The sequence below is a fragment of the Streptomyces sp. NPDC032126 genome, assembly GCF_055580085.1.
On sequence record NZ_JBVIMA010000002.1, the window covers coordinates 820,900 to 844,549 of the forward strand.

20 protein-coding genes and 1 pseudogene are annotated in these 23,650 nt (G+C 72.8%); 8 read left to right on the forward strand and 13 right to left on the reverse strand.

Annotated features, from left to right (window positions below):
• Positions 1–3 precede the first annotated feature (3 nt).
• Positions 4–1,341 carry an RNA polymerase sigma factor gene (locus ACZ5NW_RS12205; protein ID WP_468743719.1) on the reverse strand — a complete coding sequence of 446 codons (1,338 nt, stop codon included), beginning with the start codon at positions 1,339–1,341 and terminating at the stop codon, positions 4–6.
• Between the two features lie 139 nt (positions 1,342–1,480).
• On the opposite strand from ACZ5NW_RS12205, the gene ACZ5NW_RS12210 reads away from it, so the two are divergent.
• Positions 1,481–2,107, forward strand: coding sequence for a hypothetical protein (locus ACZ5NW_RS12210; RefSeq protein ID WP_468743720.1), 627 nt, complete (start codon positions 1,481–1,483; stop codon positions 2,105–2,107).
• Positions 2,104–3,042: a nucleotidyl transferase AbiEii/AbiGii toxin family protein gene (locus tag ACZ5NW_RS12215; RefSeq protein ID WP_468743721.1), complete on the forward strand. Its 939-nt coding sequence runs from the start codon at positions 2,104–2,106 to the stop codon at positions 3,040–3,042. The genes ACZ5NW_RS12210 and ACZ5NW_RS12215 overlap by 4 nt, the downstream gene beginning before the upstream one ends.
• Here the strand turns inward: ACZ5NW_RS12215 and dnaG are convergent.
• From dnaG to ACZ5NW_RS12235, 4 genes are all read right to left on the reverse strand, one after another.
• On the reverse strand, positions 3,013–4,917 hold the full coding sequence (gene dnaG, locus ACZ5NW_RS12220; RefSeq protein WP_468743722.1) for a DNA primase: 1,905 nt from the start codon (positions 4,915–4,917) through the stop codon (positions 3,013–3,015). The two genes, ACZ5NW_RS12215 and dnaG, sit on opposite strands and share 30 nt — an antisense overlap.
• A 106-nt stretch (positions 4,918–5,023) precedes the next feature.
• The gene (locus tag ACZ5NW_RS12225; RefSeq protein ID WP_468743723.1) at positions 5,024–6,289 is read right to left on the reverse strand and encodes an NAD(P)/FAD-dependent oxidoreductase; all 1,266 of its coding nucleotides are present in this window, start codon (positions 6,287–6,289) and stop codon (positions 5,024–5,026) included.
• A 153-nt stretch (positions 6,290–6,442) separates the two neighbouring features.
• Positions 6,443–7,702, reverse strand: a complete 1,260-nt coding sequence (locus tag ACZ5NW_RS12230; RefSeq protein ID WP_468743724.1) for a deoxyguanosinetriphosphate triphosphohydrolase — start codon at positions 7,700–7,702, stop codon at positions 6,443–6,445.
• A 35-nt stretch (positions 7,703–7,737) separates the two neighbouring features.
• A complete protein-coding gene (locus ACZ5NW_RS12235) occupies positions 7,738–8,517 on the reverse strand; it encodes a sirohydrochlorin chelatase (protein ID WP_468743725.1) in 780 nt (259 codons plus the stop codon).
• Positions 8,518–8,717: 200 nt separating this feature from the next.
• Here ACZ5NW_RS12235 and ACZ5NW_RS12240 point away from each other — a divergent pair, with 200 nt between their 5' ends.
• Complete coding sequence (locus ACZ5NW_RS12240) at positions 8,718–9,395, forward strand: SanA/YdcF family protein (RefSeq protein ID WP_468743726.1); 678 nt, start codon at positions 8,718–8,720, stop codon at positions 9,393–9,395.
• Here ACZ5NW_RS12240 and ACZ5NW_RS12245 read toward each other — a convergent pair.
• The 3 genes from ACZ5NW_RS12245 to ACZ5NW_RS12255 are packed head-to-tail and all read right to left on the reverse strand — an operon-like array spanning position 9,382 to position 12,932.
• Complete coding sequence (locus tag ACZ5NW_RS12245) at positions 9,382–10,149, reverse strand: enoyl-CoA hydratase-related protein (RefSeq protein WP_468743727.1); 768 nt, start codon at positions 10,147–10,149, stop codon at positions 9,382–9,384. The genes ACZ5NW_RS12240 and ACZ5NW_RS12245 overlap by 14 nt on opposite strands.
• 15 nt (positions 10,150–10,164) lie before the next feature.
• Positions 10,165–11,415: a ferredoxin reductase domain-containing protein gene (locus ACZ5NW_RS12250; protein WP_468743728.1), complete on the reverse strand. Its 1,251-nt coding sequence runs from the start codon at positions 11,413–11,415 to the stop codon at positions 10,165–10,167.
• The gene (locus tag ACZ5NW_RS12255) at positions 11,412–12,932 is read right to left on the reverse strand and encodes an amino acid adenylation domain-containing protein (RefSeq protein WP_468743729.1); all 1,521 of its coding nucleotides are present in this window, start codon (positions 12,930–12,932) and stop codon (positions 11,412–11,414) included. Before ACZ5NW_RS12255 ends, ACZ5NW_RS12250 begins: the two co-directional genes overlap by 4 nt.
• Positions 12,933–13,310: 378 nt before the next feature.
• Between ACZ5NW_RS12255 and ACZ5NW_RS12260 the strand changes: the two genes are divergently transcribed.
• A complete protein-coding gene (locus tag ACZ5NW_RS12260; RefSeq protein ID WP_468743730.1) occupies positions 13,311–15,464 on the forward strand; it encodes a molybdopterin oxidoreductase family protein in 2,154 nt (717 codons plus the stop codon).
• Between the two features lie 4 nt (positions 15,465–15,468).
• On the opposite strand, the gene ACZ5NW_RS12265 is transcribed toward ACZ5NW_RS12260, so the two are convergent.
• On the reverse strand, positions 15,469–16,206 hold the full coding sequence (locus ACZ5NW_RS12265) for a TetR/AcrR family transcriptional regulator (RefSeq protein ID WP_468743731.1): 738 nt from the start codon (positions 16,204–16,206) through the stop codon (positions 15,469–15,471).
• A gap of 175 nt (positions 16,207–16,381) precedes the next feature.
• Here ACZ5NW_RS12265 and ACZ5NW_RS12270 point away from each other — a divergent pair, with 175 nt between their 5' ends.
• Positions 16,382–17,914, forward strand: a complete 1,533-nt coding sequence (locus tag ACZ5NW_RS12270) for an MFS transporter (RefSeq protein ID WP_468743732.1) — start codon at positions 16,382–16,384, stop codon at positions 17,912–17,914.
• A gap of 70 nt (positions 17,915–17,984) precedes the next feature.
• On the opposite strand, the gene ACZ5NW_RS12275 is transcribed toward ACZ5NW_RS12270, so the two are convergent.
• Both ACZ5NW_RS12275 and ACZ5NW_RS12280 read right to left on the reverse strand, forming a co-directional pair.
• Positions 17,985–18,680: a DUF6215 domain-containing protein gene (locus tag ACZ5NW_RS12275; RefSeq protein ID WP_468743733.1), complete on the reverse strand. Its 696-nt coding sequence runs from the start codon at positions 18,678–18,680 to the stop codon at positions 17,985–17,987.
• A 119-nt stretch (positions 18,681–18,799) separates the two neighbouring features.
• Positions 18,800–20,446 (reverse strand): M4 family metallopeptidase, encoded by a 1,647-nt coding sequence (locus ACZ5NW_RS12280; RefSeq protein ID WP_468743734.1) that lies wholly within the window; start codon positions 20,444–20,446, stop codon positions 18,800–18,802.
• Positions 20,447–20,607: 161 nt separating this feature from the next.
• On the opposite strand from ACZ5NW_RS12280, the gene ACZ5NW_RS12285 reads away from it, so the two are divergent.
• The 3 genes from ACZ5NW_RS12285 to ACZ5NW_RS12295 all read left to right on the forward strand — a co-directional run bounded on the left by ACZ5NW_RS12285 (position 20,608) and on the right by ACZ5NW_RS12295 (position 22,682).
• Entirely contained in the window at positions 20,608–21,042 is a 435-nt protein-coding gene (locus tag ACZ5NW_RS12285; protein ID WP_468743735.1) for a gamma-glutamylcyclotransferase family protein, read from the forward strand.
• Positions 21,043–21,285: 243 nt separating this feature from the next.
• A complete protein-coding gene (locus tag ACZ5NW_RS12290) occupies positions 21,286–21,807 on the forward strand; it encodes a hypothetical protein (protein WP_468743736.1) in 522 nt (173 codons plus the stop codon).
• Between the two features lie 257 nt (positions 21,808–22,064).
• A complete protein-coding gene (locus ACZ5NW_RS12295; protein WP_468743737.1) occupies positions 22,065–22,682 on the forward strand; it encodes a class F sortase in 618 nt (205 codons plus the stop codon).
• Positions 22,683–22,754: 72 nt separating this feature from the next.
• Here the strand turns inward: ACZ5NW_RS12295 and ACZ5NW_RS12300 are convergent, their stop codons facing one another.
• Together ACZ5NW_RS12300 and ACZ5NW_RS12305 are read right to left on the reverse strand one after the other, a co-directional pair.
• Positions 22,755–23,183 carry a VOC family protein gene (locus ACZ5NW_RS12300; RefSeq protein ID WP_468743738.1) on the reverse strand — a complete coding sequence of 143 codons (429 nt, stop codon included), beginning with the start codon at positions 23,181–23,183 and terminating at the stop codon, positions 22,755–22,757.
• 283 nt (positions 23,184–23,466) lie between these two features.
• Positions 23,467–23,610: pseudogene (locus ACZ5NW_RS12305) on the reverse strand (sulfite exporter TauE/SafE family protein); the annotation flags it as partial.
• Positions 23,611–23,650 lie beyond the last annotated feature (40 nt).

Genomic DNA, 23,650 nt, shown 5'->3' on the forward strand with positions numbered 1-23,650 from the left:
CCTTCAGTCCAGATAGCCCCGCAGCTGATCCGCGAAGGCGTGGTCCCGCAGCTTGTTGAGGGTCTTGGACTCGATCTGCCGTATGCGTTCGCGGGTCACGCCGAACAGACGGCCTATCTCCTCCAGCGTGCGGGGGCGGCCGTCGGCGAGGCCGTAGCGGAGCTGGACGACCTTGCGTTCGCGCTCGCCGAGGGTGGAGAGCACGGCCTCCAGGTGTTCACGCAGCAGCAGGAAGGCGGCCGACTCGACGGGGGAGGCCGCGTCGCCGTCCTCGATGAGGTCGCCGAGCGCGACGTCGTCCTCCTCCCCCACGGGCGCGTGCAGCGAGACGGGTTCCTGGGCGAGCCGGAGCACCTCGCTGACCCGCTCGGGCGGCAGGTCCAGCTGGGCGGCGACCTCGTCGGGGGTGGGCTCGTGGCCGCGCTCCTGGAGCATGCGGCGCTGCACCCGGACGACCCGGTTGATCAGCTCGACGACGTGGACGGGCACGCGGATGGTGCGGGCCTGGTCGGCGAGGGCGCGGGACATGGCCTGCCGGATCCACCAGGTGGCGTACGTCGAGAACTTGTAGCCGCGGGCGTAGTCGAACTTCTCGACGGCGCGGATCAGCCCGAGGTTGCCCTCCTGGACGAGGTCGAGCATGGTGAGGCCGCGTCCGACGTACCGTTTGGCGACGGAGACCACGAGCCGCAGATTGGCCTCGATGAGCCGCCGCTTGGCCATCCGTCCCATGACGACCAGCCGGTCCAGGTCGAGCGCCAACTCGCTGTCCAGGTCGGGGGCGTTGCTCAGCCGTTCCTCGGCGAACAGCCCGGCCTCGACGCGGCGGGCCAGCTCGACCTCCTCGGCGGCGGTGAGCAGCGGGATGCGGCCGATCTCGCGCAGGTACTGGCGGAACAGGTCCGCGGAGGGGCCGCCGGTCTCGGTGCGCGTGGGGGCGGCCGGCTCGACGGGCTCGGGCGCCTCCACGGCTTCGAGCGCCTCGGCGGGCGGCTCGGCGGGGTCGGCCGGCGGGCCTTCGGGCTCGGCCGGGGCCAGGGGCTCGGCCTCCGGGTGGTGCGCGGCCCGGTTCTGCGGGGGCACCGCGACCAGGACGTCCGTCTCGGCGTCGGGCTCGGAGCCGTCGGCGCCGCCGGTACCGGTCGTGCTGTCGGTCTGGGCGAGGGTCTGGGTCTGCACGGGGGCGACCTCCAGGATGATCGCTGCTGGGGGGTACGGCAGCGGTTCTTCGGGGGCGGAGTCGACGGCCTCGCCGCTGTCCGTCCCGTACGCGATGAGCGCGCCCGCGGGGATCCGGGACCCGTGGGGGACGGATCGGCCGCGCTCCGAGGACTCAGGCACCGGAACCCAGTGTGGGGTACGACACATCACCGCCACGAGGGGCGTGCGGTGACTTTTTGAGTCCGGTCCGTGACCGCGTGGTGACCGGTCGAGGCAAATCCGGGTGCTCTACGGGGCGTTGATCTGCGACGATCCTGCGATGTCCGGATTCCTGTACGAAACCCATGTCACCGTCGACTGCGCGGGCCCCGCCGAGGCGGAGCGGCTGCGCGGCTGGGCGGCGGCGGCCGGTCCGAAGCTGACGCACATCGTGCTGGCGCGGGGCCGGATGCGGGTCCAGCCCATGCTCACGCTGGCCGGATCGGCCTCGTACGCCGAGGAGTCGGCGCGTGCGGAGCGGGTGGTGGCGGCGCTGCGGGCGGACGGGTTCGTGCCGGTGCGCGTGAAGGTGGAGTCGGTGCCGTGGGCTCCGGAGGTGCCGGCGGGGCCGTGCGGGGGCGGGCAGTACTTCGAGCACCATCTCAAGCTGCTGCTCGCCGCGGACACGGACCTGGACGCGCTGGCCGCGCGGGTCGTGCCGCACCGGGCGCATCTGTCGTGGAACGCACGGCGGGTGCTCGGGCGCGGGCGGCACGAGCGGTTCGTGACGCAGCGGTGCCGGGAGGTGACCGCTGCGGAGGCGGGGCGGGCGCTGGAGCGGCTGCTGGCCGAGCTGGCGGATCGCGAAGTGCTGTCCGTGGAACGGGAGTTCGTGCTGTACGACAGCGATCTGTCGGTGGACGACGGGTGGATCGAGGAGATGGCGGAAGGGGAGGCACGGCGATGAGGGACGAGGATCTGCCGAGGACGCTGGTGTGGGTGCCGGACGACGGCGTGCGTCAGCACCGGGTGTTCGACCCGGCCATGAAGCACCATCAGGACGCCTACCGGGCGTCCGAGCCGGAGTTCGACGACCCCGAGCGCGGGACGGCGTGGCGGGCGGCCCGGAACCGGGCCCTGGACCTCGTGCTGGGCGCGATCGCGCAGTCGGAGTGGGTCGACTCGCTGGTGCTGCGCGGCAGTGTGCTGATGGCGGCTTGGTTCGGCGGGGCCGCGCGTGAGCCCGGCGACCTGGACTTCGTCGTCGTACCGGACACCTGGAACATCGACGACGAGCGCACGGCCCGCATGCTCGACGGCATCGCGCGGGCCGCGCAGGAGGCGTCCGGGGACGGTCTCGGCATCGCGGCGGCGGGCGCGGTCGTGGAGGACATCTGGACGTATGAGCGGGTGCCGGGCCGGCGGATGATCCTGCCGTGGTCGGCGCCCGGGCTGCCCGGCGGGCACGTCCAGCTGGACTTCGTGTTCAACGAGAAGCTGCCCGAGGCGCCGGAGCCGGTGGGGCTGCCCGGCGGCGGGACCGTGCGCGCGGCCACGCCCGCGCTGTCGCTGGCGTGGAAACTGATGTGGATCGTCAACGACATGTACGCGCAGGGCAAGGACCTGTACGACGCGGTGCTGCTGGCCGAGCGGCATCCGCTGCCCTACGAGCTGCTGCACGAGGTGTTCCGGCTGTCCGGCGAGTGGCCGTACCCGTACCGGGAGACGGTGCTCTTCGAGGACGTGGTCGAGGGTGTCGGGTTCGTGGAGTGGAACCACTTCGCCGACGAGTACCCCCAGTTCGCCGAGCGCGAGCGGGAGTTCGCGGACCGGCTGATCCGGGCGCTGGCGCCGACCTTCGAGGGGCGCGGGTCAGAGGGCGGCGGCGCCGTGCTCCCGTAGCGCCTGGTCGTACTGCTGGAGGACCCACAGCTCGTTCTGTACGGCGGCCAGCTGGGCGGGGTCGCCGCCGGCGGCCAGGCGGGTCAGCTGGGACTGGATGTCGCGGATGCGGCGCTCCACGGCGCGGCGGCGGACGGTGACCAGCTGGGCGCCCGCGTACACCTCGTCGACCGTCTTGCGCATGATCGCCTCGACGGCCAGCTCGGTGACCATCGCGCGGACCTGGTCGTCCGGTGCGGCCTCGCGGACGCGGACGAGGTAGTCCTGCGGGTCCCGCATGCCCCATTCGGCGCCGCCCGCGGCCAGGATCGCCTGGCGCACGGCGGCGTAGGGGGCGGCGGTGAACTCGTCGACGCCGTACGCGTCGAAGGCCGGGGCGACCAGCTCCGGGCGCTGGAGGGCGAGCTTCAGCAGTTCGCGTTCCGTCGCGTAGACGGGGTTGCGCAGGGTGAGGGCGGGGCCGCCCGTGGCGGGGCGGGGGGCGGCCTCGTACGGCTGGGGGGCGCGGTTGCCGCCCGGTGCCGGGCCCTTGCCGCCGCGCTCGCGGGCCCAGCGTGCCAGCTGGCCGACGCGCTTGACGACGAACTGGGTGTCGAGGATGCCGAGCATGCCGGCGAGCTGGACGGCGACCTCGTGCTGGGCGCCGCTGTTCTTGATGCGGGCGACGATCGGGGCGGCCTCGTCCAGGGCGGCGGCGCGGCCGGCGGGGGTGTCGAGGTCGTAGCGGTCGACGATCTGGCGCAGGGCGAACTCGAAGAGCGGGGTGCGGGGTTCGACCAGGTCGGCGACCGCCTCGTCGCCCTTGGCGAGGCGCAGGTCGCAGGGGTCCATGCCGTCGGGGGCGATGGCGATGTAGGTCTCGGCGGCGAACTTCTGGTCGTCCTCGAAGGCGCGCAGGGCCGCCTTCTGGCCGGCCGCGTCGCCGTCGAAGGTGAAGATCACGCGCGCGGAGCCGTTGTCCATCAGCAGCCGGCGGAGGATCTTGATGTGGTCGCCGCCGAAGGCCGTGCCGCAGGTGGCGATGGCGGTGGTGACGCCCGCGAGGTGGCAGGCCATGACGTCGGTGTAGCCCTCGACGACGACGGCCCGGCTGCTCTTGGCGATGTGCGCCTTGGCGAGGTCGATGCCGTACAGCACCTGGGACTTCTTGTAGATCGCCGTGTCGGGGGTGTTCAGGTACTTGGGGCCGTTGTCCGCCTCGTAGAGCTTGCGGGCGCCGAAGCCGACGACGTCGCCGGCGATGTCGCGGATGGGCCACATCAGGCGGCCCCGGAAGCGGTCGATGGGGCCGCGGCGGCCCTCCTGGGCCAGCCCGGACAGGATCAGCTCCTTGTCGGTGAAGCCCTTGCCGCGCAGGAAGCGGGTGAGGTGGTCCCAGCCCTGGGGGCTGTAGCCGACGCCGAAGTGGAGGGCGGCGGCCTGGTCGAAGCCGCGCTCGGCGAGGAAGATCCGGCCGGTGTCGGCCTCGGGGCTGCTCGCGAGCTGTTCCGCGTACCACTCGGCGGCGATCTTGTGGGCCTCGACCAGGCGGATGCGTTCGCCGCGCTGGTGGGCGGGGTTGTACCCGCCCTCCTCGTAGCGCAGGGTGATGCCGGCCTGGGCGGCCAGGCGCTCGACCGCCTCGGAGAAGGTGAGGTGGTCGATCTTCATCACGAACGTGATGGTGTCGCCGCCCTCCTGGCAGCCGAAGCAGTGGAAGAACCCCTTGCTCGGGCTGACCTGGAAGGACGGCGACTTCTCGTCGTGGAACGGGCAGAGTCCCTTGAGGTTGCCGCCGCCCGCGTTGCGCAGCTGGAGGTACTCGGACACCACGGCGTCGATCGGGACCGCGTCCCGTACCGCCTTCACGTCCTCGTCGTTGATCCGTCCTGCCACGAGGTGATTCTACGGGGCCGAACTGACACTTCCGAGGCGTGCCGACCTCCCGGCCGGGGGTCCGGGGGTTGCCCCCGGGAATTGCAGCACGGGGGTGGACCGACACTCAAGATGCGAGGTTTTCGAGCGGAATGTGCGGGTCCGCCAATTCCTCGGTGTTTACGCGGGTCCGGGAGCCGATCAGCTTCTGGATCGTCTCTGTGACGTCCCACACGTTCACGTTCATCCCGGCCAGCACTCTGCCGTCCTTCACCCAGAACGCGATGAACTCCCGCTTCCCGGCGTCCCCGCGGATCACCACCTGGTCGTACGACCCGGGCGGCGCCCAGCCGCTGTACTCCATCCCCAGGTCGTACTGGTCGGTGAAGAAGTAGGGCACGCGGTCGTAGGTGACGTCCTTGCCGAGCATCGCGCGGGCCGCGGCCGGGCCGCCGTTGAGCGCGTTGGCCCAGTGCTCCACCCTCAGCCGGGTGTCGAACAGGGCGTGCGGGAAGGACACCACGTCCCCGGCCGCGTAGATGTCGGGGTCGGAGGTGCGCAGCCGCTCGTCCACGACGATGCCCCCGCCGTACGACCGGTCGGCGATCTCCAGGCCGGCCTCCTTCGCGAGGCCGATGCGCGGGGCCGCGCCGATCGCCGCGAGGACGTCGTGCGCCGGATGCTCCTCGCCGTCGTCGGTGCGGGCGGCCAGCACCATGCCGTCCTGGCCGACGATCTCCGTGAGCCGGACCCCGAAGTGGAAGCGCACGCCGTGGTCGCGGTGCAGCTCGGCGAAGAGCTCGCCCAGCTCGGGCCCGAGGACGCCGTGCAGCGGGGTCGGCTCCGGCTCGACGACGGTCACCTCCGCGCCGTACTCACGGGCCGCCGCCGCGACCTCCAGGCCGATCCAGCCGGCGCCCGCGATCACGATGTGCCCGTTGTCCCGGCCGAGGTGCGACAGGACGCCCTTGAGGCGCTCCGCGTGCGCGAGACGGCGCAGATGGTGGACGCCCGCGAGATCCGTGCCCGGGATGTCCAGGCGGCGCGGCTCGGCGCCGGTGGCGATCAGCAGCTTGTCGTAGTGGGCGAGGGTGCCGTCGTCGCCGAAGCGGACGGTCTTGGCGGCCCGGTCGATCGCGTCGACCGTCTGGCCCAGGTGCAGCTCGATGTCGTTGCGCGCGTACCACGCGGGCTCGTGCACGAAGACGCTCTCGCGGCTCTCCTTGCCGAGCAGAAAGCCCTTGGAGAGCGGCGGTCGCTCGTAGGGGTGGTCACGCTCGTCGCAGATCAGTATCACGCGGCCGGTGAAGCCCTCCGCCCGGAGCGTCTCGGCCGCCTTGGCACCGGCCAGGCCACCTCCGACGATGACGAATGTCTGATCCGCGTCGACCACTTGATGCCTCCTCGTGAACGTGCCGCCACAAGCGAGCGTCCCGCACGCAGCGTGATGGGGGAAGAGGGAGTGGCCCGATCAGGCCACGGAGTGTCACATTGGGGCCCGTTTGGCTGCGCGTCCGGGCCGTCGGCGCCCTCGCTCGCCCCCGTGTCACGCGCGGACCGTCAGACGGGCGTGAAGGGAGCGGGCCGAGGCGTCGGTGAGGGACGCGATCTGGTCCACGATCACCCGCTTGCGGGAACGGTCGTCGGGCGCGGTGTCGAACAGCGCGCGGAACTGCGGGTCGAGGCCGTCGGGAGCGCGCGCGGTGAGCGCCTCGGCCAGCTCGCTGATCACGATCCGCTGGTCGGCGCGGAGCAGCTCCTGCTCGGCGCGCTGCATGACGTACCGGTCGGCGACGGCCTTGAGGACCGCGCACTCCAGCCGGGTCTCGCGCGGTACGACGAGTTCGGCGCCGTAGCGGGTGAGGCGGCCCGAGCCCCATCGCGCGCGCGTGGCGGCCTCCGCGGCGAGGCAGAAGCGGCCGATGAGCTGGCTGGTGGCGTCCTTCAGGCGGGCCTGGGCGACCGCCGTGCCGTCGTACCCGTGCGGCCACCACTCCTGGTCCTGGAGGCGGTCGAGGGCCTCGGCGAGCTCCGCCGGGTCCGTGTCGGCGGGCACATAGCGGCCGACGGCCACGGCGAAGACCGCCTGGCGCTCCGGCTCGGCGTGCAGGAGGTTGGGGTCGATGTGGCCGGCGTGCAGACCGTCCTCGACGTCGTGCACCGAGTACGCCACGTCGTCCGACCAGTCCATGACCTGCGCCTCGAAGCAGGTGCGCGTGCCGGGGGCCTCCTTGCGGACCCAGTCGAACACCGGGCGGTCGTCCTCGTAGACGCCGAACTTGCGCGACGCGGGGTCGGTGGGGTGGGCGCCGCGCGGCCAGGGGTACTTGGTGGCGGCGTCCAGGGTGGCCCGGGTGAGGTTGAGGCCGACGGAGCCCTCCGGGGTGAAGCGCTTGGGCTCGATGCGGGTGAGGAGCCTGAGGGACTGGGCGTTCCCCTCGAAGCCGCCGCAGTCCTGGGCGAAGTCGTCCAGGGCCTGCTCGCCGTTGTGGCCGAACGGGGGGTGGCCGAGGTCGTGCGCGAGGCAGGCCGCCTCGACCAGGTCGGGGTCGCAGCCGAGGGCGGCGCCCAGCTCGCGGCCGACCTGGGCGCACTCCAGGGAGTGGGTGAGGCGCGTGCGCGGGCTGGCGTCCCAGGCGTGGCCTCGCGCACCCGGGGTGACGACCTGGGTCTTTCCGGCGAGGCGGCGCAGGGCGGCGCTGTGCAGGATGCGGGCGCGGTCGCGCTGGAAGGCTGTGCGGCCTGGGCGTTTGTCGGGCTCCGGGGCCCAGCGGTCGGTGGCGGATTCGTCGTACGAGGTGCCCATGGGTCGACAGTACGGTGCGGCACTGACAAATGACCCTAAGCGGCGTTGCTGTTGTCCCCCGCCGCCAGGCTCCGGTCGTAGCGGTGCAGGACCAGCTCGGCCATCCGCGCGTCCGCTCCCAGAGGCGCCGACGCCAGCCACGGCGCCTCTCGCGCGCACTGGGTCGCGAAGCGGCCCGGGGCCGTGAAGCAGGACGCCACCGCCACCCGGTGCCTGCCCCGCGCCGCCAGCCGGCGTACCGCCTCGGGGACCGTCGGGGTCGCCGCCGAGGCGTAGGCGGGGAGGACGGGGACGCCGAGTCGTCTCGCCAGAAGGCGGGCCGTGAGGTCGGTGTCCGCCGTGCTCTCCGGGTCGCGGGAGCCCGCCGCGGCGAGGACCACGGCCGTCGTCCTGCGCTCGGCCGGTGTCATGGGGGTGCGCCAGCCCGCCTCGATGAGCCGGGTGTGGAGGATGTCCACCAGGAGAGGGTGCGGGCCGAGCGCGCCCGCCACGCGCGTGCGTACCCGTGCGGTCGCCGCCATCTCGGGGATGTCCCGCTTCACGTGGTAGCCCCGGCCCAGCAGCAGGGGCACGAGGACCGCGTCGGTCGTGCCGCGGGCGTCCAGGCCGGCCAGGGTGTCGGTCAGCAGGGGCTCGTTGAGCTCGATGTGGCCGAGGTGGACCGGCAGGCCGGGGCGCTGTGCGCGGACGCGGTCGAGGAGGGCGCGCACGGTGGCCAGCGCGCGCGGGTCGCGGCTGCCGTGGGCCACCACGACCAGCGCGGGCGGGCCGGGGCGCCGGCGGCCGTCGAGCCGGGCGAGGCTGTGCTGGGTCATGGGAGCATCCTGCCGCCGCGAGGTTGCACCCCCGTTGCCCGACCGTCACGCCTGTTTTCCGTCGGTTCACGGAAGCGGGGGGCGCGGTGTGAGGTGCGCGGTGTGAGGTGCGCGCTGCGCGGTGTCGAAACCATGTTCCCCCGCACCGCGTCTTCCCAGGTCGTAGGGGACGTAGGGGAGATCGATCCGAAGGGCACCTCATGAACATCCGTCGACCACGTCTGCCACGCACGCGTGCCGGGTGGCGCCGGCTGGTGCAGGGCGTGATGGCCGGGTGTGTGCTCGCGCTGTTGCCGTCGACCTGGCTCTTCGTGTCCACGGCGGACCGGATCGGCACGACGGGGGGCGCGCCGCGCACCCAGGTGGCCGTGGTCTTCGGCGCGGGGTTGTGGGACGGGGAGCCGTCGCCGTATCTCGCGCACCGGCTGGACGCGGCGGCCGAGCTGTACCGGGCGGGGCGGATCGAGGTCGTCCTCGTCACCGGGGACAACAGCCGCGAGGAGTACGACGAGCCCGACGCGATGCGCGCGTACCTGGTGAAGCACGGGGTGCCGGACCGGCGGATCGTCAGCGACTACGCGGGGTTCGACACCTGGGACTCCTGTGTGCGGGCGAAGAAGATCTTCGGGGTGGACCGGGCCGTGCTGATCAGCCAGGGCTTCCACATCCGGCGGGCGGTCGCGCTGTGCGAGGCGGCGGGGGTCGACTCCTACGGGGTGGCGGTCGACGCCAAGCACGATGTGACCTGGTACTACGGGGGCGCCCGGGAGATCTTCGCGGCCGGCAAGGCGGCCGTGGACGCGGTCTTCGAGCCGGACCCCCGTTTCCTCGGGCCGAAGGAACAGGGAGTCCGGCACGCCACGGCTAGCGCCCGGTGAACTTCGGTGCGCGTTTTTCGAGGAAGGCGGTCATTCCCTCCTTCTGGTCCTCGGTCGCGAACAGGGCGTGGAAGACGCGGCGTTCGTAGCGGACGCCGTCGCGCAGGCCGGTCTCCAGGGCGCGGTCCACACACTCGCGGGCCGCGCGGACGGCGGCGCGGCCGTAGGAGGCGATCGTGGCCGCCGTGCGCAGGGCCTCCGGCAGGACCTCCTCGTCCGGGACCACGCGGGAGACGAGGCCGGAGGTCTCCGCCTCGCGGGCGTCCATCGTGCGGCCGGTGAGGACCAGGTCCATGGCCTTGGCGCGGCCGACGAGGCGGGTCAGCCGCTGGGTGCCGCCGATGCCGGGGATCACCCCGAGCCTGATCTCCGGCTGGCCGAAGACCGCCGACTCCCCCGCGATCACCAGGTCGCACATCATCGCCAGTTCGCAGCCGCCGCCCAGCGCGACCCCGCGCACGGCGGCGATCTTCGGGGTGCGCAGGCCGGCGAAGTCCTCCCACGCGGCGAAGTAGTCGTCGGCCGCCATGTCCACGGCCGACCGGCCGGCCATCTCGCGGATGTCGGCGCCGGCCGCGAAGGCCCGCTCGGAGCCGGTGACCACGAGGCAGCCGACATCGGGGTCGTCGTCCAGGGGGCGCAGGACGGCGAGCAGTTCGGTGAGCAGCTCGGCGTTCAGCGCGTTGAGGACGTGCGGGCGGTGCAGACGGACGGTCACGACCCGGCCGTCCCGCTCCAGTTCGAGGTTGTTCATGGTTCCTCCCGGGTGCTACGAGTCCCAGATCGCGCCGTACGCCGGAATGCCGCGCCGCTCCAGGCCCTGGACGACCTGCCAGGTCAGCTTCTTGTTGGAGATGCAGATGACCGCCTCGGCGCCGAAGTCGCGGTACGCGGCGTACGCGAGCGCGACCATGTCGGGCTTGCCGTGGGCGGAGGTGTCCCAGACGAGGGCGTGTGGCTGGGCGGTGAGGATCTCGTCGACGAGGGCGTCGCCGTAGGTGGCGCGGGGGTCGCGGGTCGCCCAGACGAGGCGCGCGGGCACCTGGGCGGCGAGCAGATGGGGCAGGCAGGGGCCGATGCCGCTGCCGGTGGCGACGTAGACCACCTTGGTGAACAGCACCTCGATGTTGGCGACGCCGGCGGTGGTGATGCCCTTCACCCAGACCCGGGCGGGCAGGTCGTCGATGAAGGCGCCCGTCCAGTCCCCGGCCCGCGAGATGGTGAGCCGGAAGCCGGACCGTCCGGGCTCGGGGACGTTCGCGAAGGAGTGCCACTCCTTGAGGGGGCTGCGGCTGATCGCGGTCGAGGAGCCGGCGAAGGGGGTCTCGCCGTAGTCGAAGCGGGCCAGCGCGACGTGCGGGGAGGGGCGTTCGAGGCGGACGGCCACCTTGCGCAGCCGCAGCCAGGGGAGCGCCACGCTGAGGGTGACCACGGCGAGGACGGTCACCGGGACCGGGCCGGGGGTGGCGAGCAGGGTGTGCGCCCAGAAGAGGGCGAGCGCGCTCCAGCCGCCGTAGCGGTGGATCCTCTCGAAGTGGTCGTGGTGGCGGGCGCGGAAGGGTGGGAGGGCGGTGGCGACGACGACGGCGAGCACGGCGACGAGGGTCCCGTCGACCGCCGTGCGGACCGGGTCGCCGGCCGCCCCGGCCGCCGACGCCACGAACCACGCCGTGCCGGCCAGTGCGCCGCCCACGTGCAGCCCGCCGAAGTGGTAGACCTTGCCGAGCGTCCAGCGCACCCGCAGCGGCCAGCTCGTCGGGGCCGAGGTCGCCAGCCGGAACAGCAGGTTGATGACGTACTGCTGGCGGATCAGGACGGCGAGCGCGAGGTCGGCGAGGGCGGCGTGACCGCAGGTCTCGGCGGAGAGCGGCCAACGGGCGTACAAGAAGCCGAGGTTGGCCAGCAGGACGAGGGCGGCCAGGCGGTTGTAGTGCATCAGGTGGCGGTGTTTGAGCAGGCGGCGGGGGCCGGAGGTCAGCGGGGGCAGCTCGGTGGCCCCGCGCTGGAGTGAGGTGGTCATCGGGCCACCGCCGTGCGCTCCCGGGCGAGCCTCAGCAGCGCCTGCTTGTCGATCTTCCCGCGGTCGGTCTCCGGCAGTGATGTCAGGGTCATGACATCTTCGGGGACACAGTAGTACGGCAGCGCGTCGGCGACCGCCCGGCGGGCCGCCTCGGGGTCGACGTCGGCGGGGCTGACGAAGGACACCAGGCTGCGGTCGTCGCGCTTCAGGGTCACCGCGCGCGAACAGCCCGGCAGCCGCTCCAGCACCGAGGACACCGAGTCGAGTTCGACGCGGAAGCCGCGCACCTTGACCTGGTCGTCGGTGCGGCCGAGGTGTTCGAGGCGGCCGTCGGGGGTCCAGCGGCCGAGGTCACGGGTGCGGAACATGCGCCGGCCGCCGCCGAGGAAGGGATCGGGGGCGTACCGCTCGGCGTTGAGGGCGTCGTCGCCGAGATAGCCGGCCGAGACGCAGTCGCCGCCCGCCCACATCTCGCCGGTCTCGCCGATGGGCAGGGGCCTGCGGTCGGCGTCGAGGACGTAGACGGTGTTGTTGGGGGTGGGGCGGCCGATGGTGAGCAGCGGGTCGGCGGGGTCGTGGCGACTCATCGTGTTGACGATGGTCGTCTCGGTCGGGCCGCAGCAGTTGTGGAACGCCGCCCGCCGGGCCCAGCGATCGGCCAGCGGGCGCGGGCAGGGCTCCCCCGCGACGGCGACGGCCCGCACGCGCGGGCAGGCCGCCGGATCGATGCCGGACAGCACGGTCGGCGTGGCGATCAGCACGGTGGCGGTGCGGGCGGCCGCGGCGATGTCACCGCCGCGCACGACGAGCGTGGCGCCGTGCGTGAGGGCCCCGAGGATCTCCCAGGCGGCCATGTCGAAGGCCACGTTGAGGAGGTGGGCCACCCGGTCGCCGGGGCGCAGGCCGAGGCCGCCGGGCTCGGTGAGCAGGATGTTGGCGACGTTGCGGTGGGTGACCTTCACACCGTTGGGGCGGCCGGTGGTGCCCGAGGTGAACAGGACGTAGCAGCCGTCGCCGGGGGCCGGATCCGGCAGGGGCACGGGGTCGTACGGCAGCGGCTCGTCGAGCGTGATCAGGAGATGGCCGGCGGGCAGCGGGACGCGGGCGGCGTACTCGGCCTGGGTGAGGACGATCCGGGTGCGCGCGGTGCGGATCACATGGCCGAGCTGGGCCGGGGGCGCCTGGCCGATGTCCTGGGGGACGTAGGCGGCGCCCGCCTTCAGGACGCCGAGCAGACCGACGAGCATCGGCAGGGAACGGCGGACGAAGAGGCCGACGTGGTCACCGGGCCGGACGCCCTCGCGGACGAGGCGGGCGGCGAGGGCGTCGGCGCGGCGGTCGAGCTCGCCGTAGGTGAGGGTGGCGCCCTGGTGTTCGGCGGCCAGGTCGTACGGGGCGGTCGCCGCGTGCCGTGCGACGGCGTGGTGGATCAGCGGGTCGGGGACGCGGACGGTGGGGCCGTGGCCGTAGCGCGTGAACAGCCGCTGATCGTGGGGGGTGAGGTGGCGCAGAGGCATTCGGGGGGACCTCCAGGCTGGTTCGAGGGGCGGGTGACATGGCCGAGGGCGGCGGCATGCCCGGGATTTCGAACGCCGTGCGGGGTCTATCGCCGTTCGACTGTAGCGGCGGTTCTTCAACACTCAACGGTCTGTGACCGGCCAACTAGCGACACGGAATGAGTCACGTGTGGCGGCTTCCGTCACAGCGGCAACCCGGGGGGCGGTCGGCGGCGACTGAGGCGGGGTTCTGCGTGCCTCGAGTCGCCCTGGCGTCATAGAGGGGTCGCCCGGTCCTCCGCGCCTCACGTCGCCCCGACCCCCGCGAAGAGGGCATCACCACACCGCCGTAACAGGCCATCGAGCCCCGCGTAACACGGCCGAAGCACGCTGAGCCGTATGCAGAGCACCTCGACGCCCACCCACTGCCCGTACTGCGCCCTGCAGTGCGGAATGAATCTCACGCCCGCGCGGGAAGGGGGCGTCGAGGTGCGCGAGCGCGCGGACTTCCCGGTGAACCGGGGCGCGCTGTGCGGCAAGGGCCGTACGGCGCCGGCGGTGCTCTCGTCACAGGTGCGGCTGACCTCCCCGTTGGTGCGCTCCGACGCCGGCACGCTGGTGTCGGCCACCTGGGACGAGGCACTGGACCGGATCGCCGGGGAGCTCGCGCGGGTGCGCGCACAGCACGGGCCGGACGCGCTGGGCGTGTTCGGCGGGGGCGGGCTGACCAATGAGAAGGCGTACGGCCTCGGCAAGTTCGCCCGGGTCGTGCTCGGTACCTCGCAGATCGACTACAACGGCCGCTTCTGTATGTCGTCCGCCGCGGCCGCCGGCATCAAGGCGTTCGGGCTGGACCGCGGACTGCCCTTCCCGCTGGAGGACATCCCGCGCACCGGATGCGTGATCCTCGTCGGGTCCAACCTCGCCGAGACCATGCCGCCCGCCCTGCGCTACTTCACCGAACTGCGCGAGAACGGCGGCACGTTGATCGTCGTCGACCCGCGCCGCACCCGGACCGCCGAGCAGGCCGACCTGCATCTGGCGCCCCGGCCCGGCACCGACCTCGCCCTGGCGCTCGGCCTGCTGCACCTGGTGGTGGCCGAGGGCCGCACCGACGAGGCGTACATCCAGGAGCGCACCAGCGGCTGGGAGGAGACGCGGGCCGCCGCGATGGCGCACTGGCCGGAGTACGTGGAGCGGATCACCGGCGTGTCCGTGCCCCAACTGCGGGAAGCGGTAAGGATGTTCTGTGAGCCCGAGGCCGCGATGGTGCTCACCGCGCGCGGGCCCGAGCAGCAGTCCAAGGGCACGGACACCGTCGGCGCGTGGATCAACCTGTGCCTGGCGACCGGGCGGGCCGGGCGGCCGCTGTCCGGATACGGCTGTCTGACCGGGCAGGGCAACGGGCAGGGTGGGCGCGAACACGGCCAGAAGGCCGACCAGTTGCCCGGCTACCGCAAGCTGGACGACCCGGACGCGCGGCGGCACGTCGCCGAGGTGTGGGGCGTGGACCCGGACTCCCTGCCGGGGCCGGGGCGCAGCGCCTACGAGCTGCTGGACGCGCTGGGCACCGACATCAGGTCCCTGCTGCTGATGGGCTCCAACCCGGTGGTGTCGGCGCCGCGCGCCGCCCATGTGGAGGAGCGGCTGCGGGCGCTGGACTTCCTCGCGGTGTGCGACGTGGTGCTGTCGGAGACGGCCGAGCTCGCCGACGTCGTGCTGCCCGTCACGCAGTGGGCGGAGGAGACGGGCACGACGACCAGCCTGGAGGGGCGTGTGCTGCTGCGGCAGCGGGCGATCACCCCGCCGGAGGGGGTCCGCAGCGACCTGGAGGTCCTGCACGAGCTGGCGGCACGGCTCGGCGTGGAGAAGGGCTTCCCGACCGACCCCGAGGAGGTCTTCGACGAGCTGCGGCGGGCCAGCGCGGGCGGGGTCGCCGACTACTCGGGGATCACCTACGGCAGGCTCGCGCGGGAGAACGGGGTGTTCTGGCCGTGCCCGGCGAGCGGTGGGGTCGATACAGGGGGCACTCGGGACGAAGCGGAAGGCGACGCGGATGCAGGCGGCGCAGACGCAGGTGCCGCCGTCCACCCCGGCACTCCCCGCCTCTTCCTCGACCGGTTCGCCACGTCGGACGGTCGGGCCCGGTTCGTGCCGGTCGCGCATCGGGCCGTCGCGGAGGAACCCGACGAGGAGTACCCGGTGCTGCTGACCACCGGGCGGGTCGTGGCCCAGTACCAGTCCGGCGCCCAGACACGCCGCGTGGCCGAGCTGAACGCCGCCGCGCCGGGCCCCTTCGTCGAGCTGCACCCGCGGCTCGCGGCACGGCTCGGGGCGGCCGAGGGCGACCCGCTGGCCGTGGTGTCGCGGCGCGGGCGGGCGGTGGCGCCGGCCCGGATCACCACGGGGATCCGCCCCGACACGGTGTTCATGCCGTTCCACTGGCCGGGCGAGGGCCGCGCCAACACCCTGACCAACCCTGCACTGGACCCGACCTCACGGATGCCGGAGTTCAAGGTGTGCGCGGTACGGGTCGAGAGGGCGACGCCGTAGGCCGCTACTTCGGCAGGCGGAGGGCGAGGCCGTCGAGGACGATCTCCAGGGCCTGGGTGAACTTCGCGTCACGCAGGGCGGCGGGGTCGGTGGTGGCCACCGGCTCGGTCGCCGCGTAGCCCTGGGCCAGGTGCTCGTGACCGGCGGCGGCCTCCTGGGCGGCGGGCAGCAGCCGGGCGATGAAGTCGGCCTCCGTCTCGCCGGAGCGGGCGACCGTGAGGAGCCAGGCGGCCTCGGTGGTGCTCATCCCGATCACGTACGACAGCACGGCGTCGATCGCGGCGCTCGGCTCCGGGAACCCGGCCGCCGCGAACAGGGCCGCCAGCCGCTCCGAGTACGCCATGAGGTTGGGGCCCAGATAGGCGAGGCCCGCCTGGCCGAGGACCGAGGACAGCCAGGGGTGGCGCAGGGCCGTCGAGCGGAAGGACACGGCGGCCTCGGTGACGGCCGCGCGCCAGTCGGCCCCGCCGGCCGGCGGCACATGGATCTCGGCGGCGACCTCGTCCACGGCCAGCTCCATCAGCTCGTCCTTGGTGGCGACGTGCCGGTAGAGGGAGGTCGCGCCGGCGTTGAGGCGGGCGCCGAGCTTGCGCATGCTCAGCGCCTCCACTCCGTCGGCGTCGAGCATCGCGATGGCCTCGCGCACGATCGCGTTCCGGCTGAGCGCGGGCTGGTCGGGCTCGCGCCGGGGGCGGGCCCACACGGAGGGGATCGGGTTCGGCTGCTGGGCCTTGGCGGTCATGGGCACTCCCTCTGGCTCTGCGGACGGACGCGCCGACTCTGCGTACGGCGTGCGCGTCCAGCGTACACAGATCGACTATTGCGAACACTGTTCCTCTGCGCGTACAGTGTTCGCAACGAACGGAACACCGTACGCAGCACACGGAACAGTGTGCGCAACCCACGAGGGGGCACCCATGGAAACCCGTCATCCGCGCCGCTGGTGGATCCTGATCGTGCTCTGCCTGAGCACCCTGGTCCTGACCATCGACAGCATGGCGCTGACCGTCGCCGTCCCCTCCATGACCGCGGACATCGGGGCGAGCGCCCAGGACACCCAGTGGATCCTGGACTCCTACATCCTGGTCTTCGCCGGCCTGCTGCTCACCTCCGGCAGCCTGGGCGACCGCTTCGGCCGCCGCAAGATCATGCTGATCGGCCTGGTGCTCTTCGGGGCGGCCTCGCTCGCGGCGACCGTCTGCACCGACCCCGGTCAGGTGATCGCGGTGCGGGTCGCGATGGGCGTCGGCGGTGCGCTGATCATGCCCTCCACCCTCTCCATCCTCATCACCGTCTTCGACGAGGAGGAGCGCGGCAAGGCGATGGCGGCGTGGGGTTCGGTGTCGATGCTGGGGCTGGTCGGCAGCCCGGTCCTGGGCGGTGTGCTCATCGCCCGCTTCTCCTGGCACTCGATCTTCTTCCTCAATGTGCCGGTGGTCGCGCTGGCCATCGCGGCGGCCCTGCTGCTGATGCCGGAGTCGAAGGCGCCGTGGCAGAAGGCGGACCCGCTCGGCGCGGTGCTGTCGGCGGCCGGGATGACCGCGCTGGTGTGGTGGATCATCGAGATCCCGCAGCACGGCGCGTTCGGCGGCCGCTCGGCCCTCACCCTGACCGTCGCCCTGCTGACCCTGGCCGGCTTCGTCCTGTGGGAGAACGTCACCAAGGCCCCGATGGTCCCGCTGGTCCTCTTCAAGCACCGCAACTTCAGCGGCGGTTCGCTCTCGCTGGCCCTGCTCCAGATCGGCAACGGCGGTCTGCTCCTGGTCCTCACCCAGTACCTGCAGTTCGTCCTCGGCTACTCCCCCGTCAAGGCCGGCCTGTCCTTCCTGCCCTTCGCCCTGACCGCGCTCGTCGGCAACGGCGGTGGCGTCAAGCTCGCCGCGAAGATCGGCAATCGGTGGGTGATCCTGTCCGGCATGCTGGTGATGGCCGCGAGCTTCGGTCTGCTCGCCACCGTCGACGCGGACTCCGGATTCTCCGTCCCGGCGGTCGCCCTGGGCCTGCTGGGCCTGGGCGCGGGCATGGCGATGCCGGCGGCGGTGGGCGCGCTGATGGGCACCATCCCGGCGGAGCAGGCGGGCGTCGGCTCGGCCCTGAACGACACCATTCAGCAGTCCGGCACCGCTCTCGGCATCGCGATCCTCGGTTCCCTGCTCACCAGCGGCTACACCGACCGGATGCCGTCCGACGCCCCGGGCGCGGCCAAGGAGTCCATCACCGGCGCGATCGCGGTGGCGGGCGGCGACACCGGCCTGGTCCAGGCGGCCCGGGAGGCGTTCACCGCCTCGATGTCGACCACCTTCACCCTCAGCGCGATCGGCGTACTGGCGGCGGCGATCGTGGCGACCGCGCTGATGCGGGACACCGAGCCGGAGGCGCGGGAGACCCCGGCGGTGCCGGAGCCTCCGGCGGCCGCGCGGGAGAAGGGCGAGGCGGAACTGGCGGCCTGACACCCACCCGCCCGAACACGCCGAAGGCCGGCGCCCGCCAAGGGGCACCGGCCTTCGGCGTGTTCGGTGTTCAGCCCGCTGTCGTCCACCCCGGTAGCGTCGGGAGGACCTGTTCCGCCAGCCGGAGTACGGTCTCGTCGCCCGGTGGCAGGCCGCCGTCCTGGCGGTAGACGGCGAGCTCGTAGGAGCCGCCGCTGTCCTTCCGGTCCGGGGCGATGAGCAGGCTGCGGGTCAGGCCGCCGGGGCCGGTCTCCGACTTGCCGCCGCCGAGGTTGAAGCGGAGGGCGATCGTCTGGCCCGTGTAGAGGATCGCCGGGTGGCCCAGGATCGTCTTCTTCTGCGCGGCGTTCAGCAGTCTCTCCGAGCCGGCGACCGGGAGTTCGTCGTAGGAGCGCGAGAGCTCGACGGTGTACGTGCCCAGCTGGACGGTCGACTCGGGGCTGTAGATCTCGGCGCCGCCCGCCATTTTGACCGAGCCGTCGCTGCCGTGGGCGGTGAGCGCGTGATCCTGCGGTGTGCCGAGGAGCACGGGCAGGTCCGAGCGGTTCAGCGCCGTGCACAGCTGCGCCCCGGAGACGCGCTTCGCCGGCGCCGGGGTCTTCTTGTCCGTCGAGCAGACCGCCGGCCCGCCCGCGTCGACGCCCTCCGTGTTGTTCTTCTGCAGCACCCACAGCCCGCCCGCGAGCGCCCCGCACACCACCAGTGCGGCGACGACCTGCACCACGACGTTCGGACCCTTCACGGGCGCGTCGGCTTCCCCGGCCATGTCCCCCCTGTTACCCCTGGTTTCCCCTGTTCGCGCCGGATGGGCGCGCAGGGAGCGTAACGGGTGATCCATGGGCCGGGGAAGCGAGATTACTCACCGGTACCGCGGCGTCCCGCCGGTCAGTTCACGTTGACCGCGCTCCAGGCCGCCGCCACCGCGTTGTACTCGGTGCTGCCCGCGCCGTAGAGGTCCTTCGCCGCGTTCAGGGTCGCCGTGCGCGCGCCCGCGTAGTTCGTGGACGACGTCATGTAGACGCTGAGGGCGCGGTACCAGATCTTGCCCAGCTTGTCCCGGCCGATGCCCGTGACCGTGGAGCCGTTGTACGTGGGCGAGTTGTAGGTGACGCCGTTGACGGTCTTGGTGCCGCTGCCCTCCGCGAGCAGGTACGCGAAGTGGTTCGCCACGCCGGAGGAGTAGTGGACGTCCAGGTTGCCGACCGAACTGCTCCAGTAGTCGGCGGACTTGCCGTCCTTGCTCGGCTTGTCCATGTACCGCAGGGCGTCCCGGCCGAAGCCGGAGCGGACGATCCTCTCGCCGATGAGGTAGTCACCGGGGTCGGAGGCGTTGCCCGCGTAGAACTCCACCAGCGAGCCGAAGATGTCGGAGGTGGCCTCGTTCAGGCCGCCCGACTCGCCCGAGTAGGTCAGCGCCGCCGTCTTGGACGTCACGCCGTGGGACATCTCGTGGCCGGCGACGTCCAGCGCGACCAGCGGCCCGAAGGTCGTGCCGTCGCCGTCGCCGTACGTCATGCAGAAGCAGCTGTCGTCCCAGAAGGCGTTGTTGTAGTTGGTGCCGTAGTGGACGCGGTTGTACGAGCCCTTGCCGTCGCCGGCGATGCCGTTGCGGCCGTGGACGTTCTTGTAGTAGTCCCAGGTGACGTTCGTTCCGTACTGCGCGTCCACGGCGGCCGACGAGCGGTCCGCGGTGGCACCGGTCCCCCAGTGGTTGTCGGCGTCCGTGAAGACCGTCGAGGGGGCCCGCACGAAGCAGATGCCGAAGATGCACAGGTCGGTCTTGTTGGCGGCGTCACCGGTGTAGGTGTTGCCGCGGGTCGGGTCCTTCAGCTGGTACGTCGAGCCCGACAGGGTCGTCTCCAGCGGGACCGTGCCGCCGTACAGGGACGCGCCGTCGCCGGCGGCGGTCTCGATGGTGTCCCAGGCGTCGACCTGGGCGCCGGTGCGCGCGTCGGTCAGGACCGTGCGGGCGACGGGGTTGCCGAGCGAGTCCAGCGCCACGGCGTTGGTGCGCCAGGCCAGCCTCGGGGTGCCGTGCAGGGCGTCGACGACCAGCTGAGGCTTGGCCTTGACCTGCTTGAGGGCGTCACCGAGGTGGACGGCGCGCAGGGCGTTCACGGCGATGTCGGCGGCCTTGGGCGCGGAGACCGTCGGTGTGATGCTCGACAGCGAGATCGCGCGGCCGGTGGCCCGGTTGGCGCTCCGGTAGGTGCCGTCGGCGGCGAGGTGGACCACGAAGTCGCCGCCGAGTACGGGGAGTCGGCGGTAGGTGCGGTCGTAGCGCACGTGCTGGGTGCCGTCGTGGTCGATGACGACGTCCCGGACGGTGGTGCTCTGAAGGGCCGTCAGGCCCAGGCTCGCGGCATGGTCGGCGACGGCCGACGCGGCGTTGCCGAGCGCGGTGGCCCGGGTCGGTCTGTCGGCCGCGTCGGCGGCGGGAGAGAGTGCGGCGGCCAGGAGGGTGGCCGTGGTGGCGGCGATACCGGCGGTGGCGAGGCGGGATCCTCGGACGTGCAGCCGTATCCGACTCATCGCTCTCCTTGGGAAGGCGCCAGTGGGGGCGCGTGGGGTGGCGCGGATGATGACTGAGATTTAAGGGGCCATGACATGTCATGTCCATAGCACCTTCGGGCCGGGAAGTGTGAGGGTGTGGGGGGTGTGCGGGCATGCGACCACCGGAAAGAATCGTTTCTGTGAACGCGCCGAACCCCCCGGAACTCCCCTTCTTCGTCTACGGCACCCTCCGCCCCGGCGAGATCAACCACGACCTCTTCCTGCGCGGCCGCACCCGCTCCGAGGAGCCCGCACTGCTGGTCGGGGCGGTGCTGTACGACGGGCCCGGCTATCCCTACGCGGTGGACGAGCCGGGCGGACGGGTCGCCGGGGAGCTGGTCACCGCGCTGCCGACGGCGTACGACGACCTGCTCGGCGAGCTGGACCGGCTGGAGGAGTACCGGGCGGGCGACCCGCGCAACCTCTACGAGCGCGTCGTACGGGAGGTGACCCCCGAGCGCGGCGGGCCCCCCGTCCGCGCCTGGGTGTACGTCGCCGCGCCCGCGGTGGCCGCCCGGCTGAGGACGCGGGGCAAGCTCATCGAGAGCGGGGACTGGCGGGACCGGCGCCGATGAGGATCGCCGGCCGGCGCCTCGCCCCCGGACCCCGTTCACCGTCGGTCACCCGTTCACCGGCTCTTCCGGCGGCTTTCCTCGACTCCCCTTCCGTACGGCGGTGACCTGCTGAAACGAGGGGCGCCCGGGGCGTCGTACGACACCCGTTCACCGCAATCCTGACGCCCCCTCAGGAAGCGCGCCCGGCCCGCTGCGACTTACCTCAAGAGGGCAGGGACCACCGAAACGGTCAAGGGAGCACCGATGCGTCGTACCGTCCGGCTGCTGACCGGCACCGCGCTCGCCGTCGCCGCCGTCGGCGGGGTCGCCGCGCCCGCGCTCGCCGGGGACAGCGGCAGCCTGGAGGTCTACCCCGCGACGGCCGCCCCGGGCGGTGAGGTCACGGTGAACACCTCGGCGTGCGGGGACGGCGCTCCGGCCGACGGTGACGCCGGCGCGGTCGGCGCGGGCCGGTTCACGCTGGCGCCGAGCACGCACGAGGGCGACGCGATCGGCGGGTTCCGGGTGCCGCCGGGCGCGCAGCCGGGGACGTACGAGATCGTCGCGCGGTGCGCCGAGGGGGGCCGGGAGGTCAGCGGGGACCTGGTGGTGACGCTGGCCGCGGACCTCCAGCAGGTGCATCCCAGGGGGAGTGTGAAGACGGGGGTCGGTGGCGCTCTGGGCCCCGATCCCGTGCAGACCGCGGCCGGCGTGGCGGCTCTCGCCGTCGCCGCCGCGGGCGGTACCTGGCTCCTGCATCGCCGGGCGAGAGGCGACGGGATCTGACGGACACCCTCCGCTGTCCGTCCGCCGGTACCGCATGTCCCCTCCCCCTCCGGGTCCGACGCCCCTCGCGGCCCGGAGGGGGACCGGGCTCACGAGGGCCTTTCTTTCGGATCTGGCCGGCTCCGAGCGACGGGGCCTTCCGGTCGGCCCGAGCGGGGGCGACGGGGGTACCTCCCGCGCGAGCGACGTTCGAGCGTGGGGGAGCGTGCAGCTGCCAGGCGGAGGAGGGCGGCAAAGAGAGGCCCGAGGAGGCTGGTATGCGCAAGGTCGGCAACACCGTCATAGCGGCCGTCACCGTGACCGCGCTGTGCTCGGGCGCGTGGCTGCTGCACAGCGGCGCCGGGACGCACGCCCCGCCGCAGCCGTCCGCCGCCGAGGCCCGCCCCGGCGGCACCGATCCCCACTCGGCGCCCGCGCTGCCGCCCTCCCCGCCGGACCGCATCCGTATCCCGTCGATCCGGGTGGACGCCCCGCTGATCGGCCTGGGCCTGACCCCGGCGGGCAGCCTCGACGTGCCGCCGGCGCGGCGGGAGAACCTCGCCGGCTGGTACGAGGCGGGCACCAGCCCCGGGGAGACCGGCACCGCGATCGTCGCGGGCCATGTCGACAACGCGGACGGACCCGCCGTGTTCTTCTCGCTCGGCGCGCTGAAGAAGGGCGCCGCGATCGAGGTGGACCGGCGCGACGGGACGACCGCCCTGTTCACCGTCGACGCGGTCGAGGTGTACCGGGCGGACGCCTTCCCCGACGACACGGTGTACGGCGCGGCCACCCGCCCCGAACTCCGGGTGATCACCTGCGGGGGCGGCTACTCACGGGCCACGGGCTATCAGGGCAACGTGGTCGTCTTCGCGCATCTCACGGGGAGCCGGTGAGTCGGGGGCGGTGGGTCGGGGGCACTGAGCCAGGGGCTGCTGAGTCAGCGCCGCCGCATCAAGGCCGGTGCGTCAGGGCCGCTGATAGGGGCGCGTCATGATCTCCATGTTGTGGCCGTCCGGGTCGGCGAAATAGGCGCCCCGGCCGCCGAAGAGGCGGTTGATCCGGCCGGGGTCGGTGTGGCCGGGGTCGGCGTAGTAGGTGACGCCGAGCGCTTCCAGCCGGGCGATCATCGCGTCGAACCGCGCGTCGGGCACGAGGAACGCGTAGTGCTGCGACTGGATCGGCTCGTCGCGCTTCTCGTAGTAGTCGAGCGTGACGCCGTTGCCGAGGTCGACGGGGAGGAACGGGCCGAAGGGCGCGCTCACCTCCAGTCCCAGGACGGCGGCGAGGAACTCGGCGGACAGCCGCCGGTCCGAGGCGTACACGGCGGTGTGGTTGAGCTCGATCCGCGTGACGGCGGGCTCGGCGGGGTGCGGCGACTGCTGGTCGCGTGACATGTCTGACTCTTTCTCCGGGTCTCGGCTTCGCGGGTATCGCGGGGATGACACGGAGGGGTGGGCGGGGCTCGGGCCCGCCTCGTGCTCACGCCGAGGCCGGGCGCCTCACTCGTGTGTGGCCCATGGCCGACCCGGCAGTCACATGATCACCCTAGACCGGCCGCTCGACGATGACCAGTGTCAGCCACCGCAGGACCGCTCACGCCGGCCACTGCTGGTAGGCCAGGTTCGCCACCAGCGAGAACACCACCGCCAGCAGCACACCCCGTACGAAGCCGCTGCACGCGGCTGGGGTGCCGGCCGGGAGGCCCAGCAGGAGCACCGGGAGCATCAGCAGTCCGCCGCCGCCCACCACCGCGTCGATCCAGCCGGCCGCGAGCGCGGCGAGACAGAGGAGGGCGATCATGGCGAGGGGTATGTCGGGCATGGTCAGGACCCTACGGGTGCCCTCACACGCCCCCTCCCGC

Bases quoted from the DNA above. Each gene is read 5' to 3' on its own strand.
- ACZ5NW_RS12245 (WP_468743727.1), bottom strand. From the start codon at position 10,149: ATGAACAACCTCGAACTGGAGCGGGACGGCCGGGTCGTGACCGTCCGT.
- ACZ5NW_RS12240 (WP_468743726.1), top strand. From the start codon at position 8,718: ATGAACATCCGTCGACCACGTCTGCCACGCACGCGTGCCGGGTGGCGC.
- ACZ5NW_RS12250 (WP_468743728.1), bottom strand. From the start codon at position 11,415: ATGACCACCTCACTCCAGCGCGGGGCCACCGAGCTGCCCCCGCTGACC.
- ACZ5NW_RS12290 (WP_468743736.1), top strand. From the start codon at position 21,286: ATGCGTCGTACCGTCCGGCTGCTGACCGGCACCGCGCTCGCCGTCGCC.
- ACZ5NW_RS12215 (WP_468743721.1), top strand. From the start codon at position 2,104: ATGAGGGACGAGGATCTGCCGAGGACGCTGGTGTGGGTGCCGGACGAC.
- ACZ5NW_RS12255 (WP_468743729.1), bottom strand. From the start codon at position 12,932: ATGCCTCTGCGCCACCTCACCCCCCACGATCAGCGGCTGTTCACGCGC.
- ACZ5NW_RS12270 (WP_468743732.1), top strand. From the start codon at position 16,382: ATGGAAACCCGTCATCCGCGCCGCTGGTGGATCCTGATCGTGCTCTGC.
- ACZ5NW_RS12300 (WP_468743738.1), bottom strand. From the start codon at position 23,183: ATGTCACGCGACCAGCAGTCGCCGCACCCCGCCGAGCCCGCCGTCACG.
- ACZ5NW_RS12265 (WP_468743731.1), bottom strand. From the start codon at position 16,206: ATGACCGCCAAGGCCCAGCAGCCGAACCCGATCCCCTCCGTGTGGGCC.
- ACZ5NW_RS12295 (WP_468743737.1), top strand. From the start codon at position 22,065: ATGCGCAAGGTCGGCAACACCGTCATAGCGGCCGTCACCGTGACCGCG.
- ACZ5NW_RS12235 (WP_468743725.1), bottom strand. From the start codon at position 8,517: ATGACCCAGCACAGCCTCGCCCGGCTCGACGGCCGCCGGCGCCCCGGC.
- ACZ5NW_RS12260 (WP_468743730.1), top strand. From the start codon at position 13,311: ATGCAGAGCACCTCGACGCCCACCCACTGCCCGTACTGCGCCCTGCAG.
- ACZ5NW_RS12210 (WP_468743720.1), top strand. From the start codon at position 1,481: ATGTCCGGATTCCTGTACGAAACCCATGTCACCGTCGACTGCGCGGGC.
- ACZ5NW_RS12280 (WP_468743734.1), bottom strand. From the start codon at position 20,446: ATGAGTCGGATACGGCTGCACGTCCGAGGATCCCGCCTCGCCACCGCC.
- ACZ5NW_RS12230 (WP_468743724.1), bottom strand. From the start codon at position 7,702: ATGGGCACCTCGTACGACGAATCCGCCACCGACCGCTGGGCCCCGGAG.
- ACZ5NW_RS12275 (WP_468743733.1), bottom strand. From the start codon at position 18,680: ATGGCCGGGGAAGCCGACGCGCCCGTGAAGGGTCCGAACGTCGTGGTG.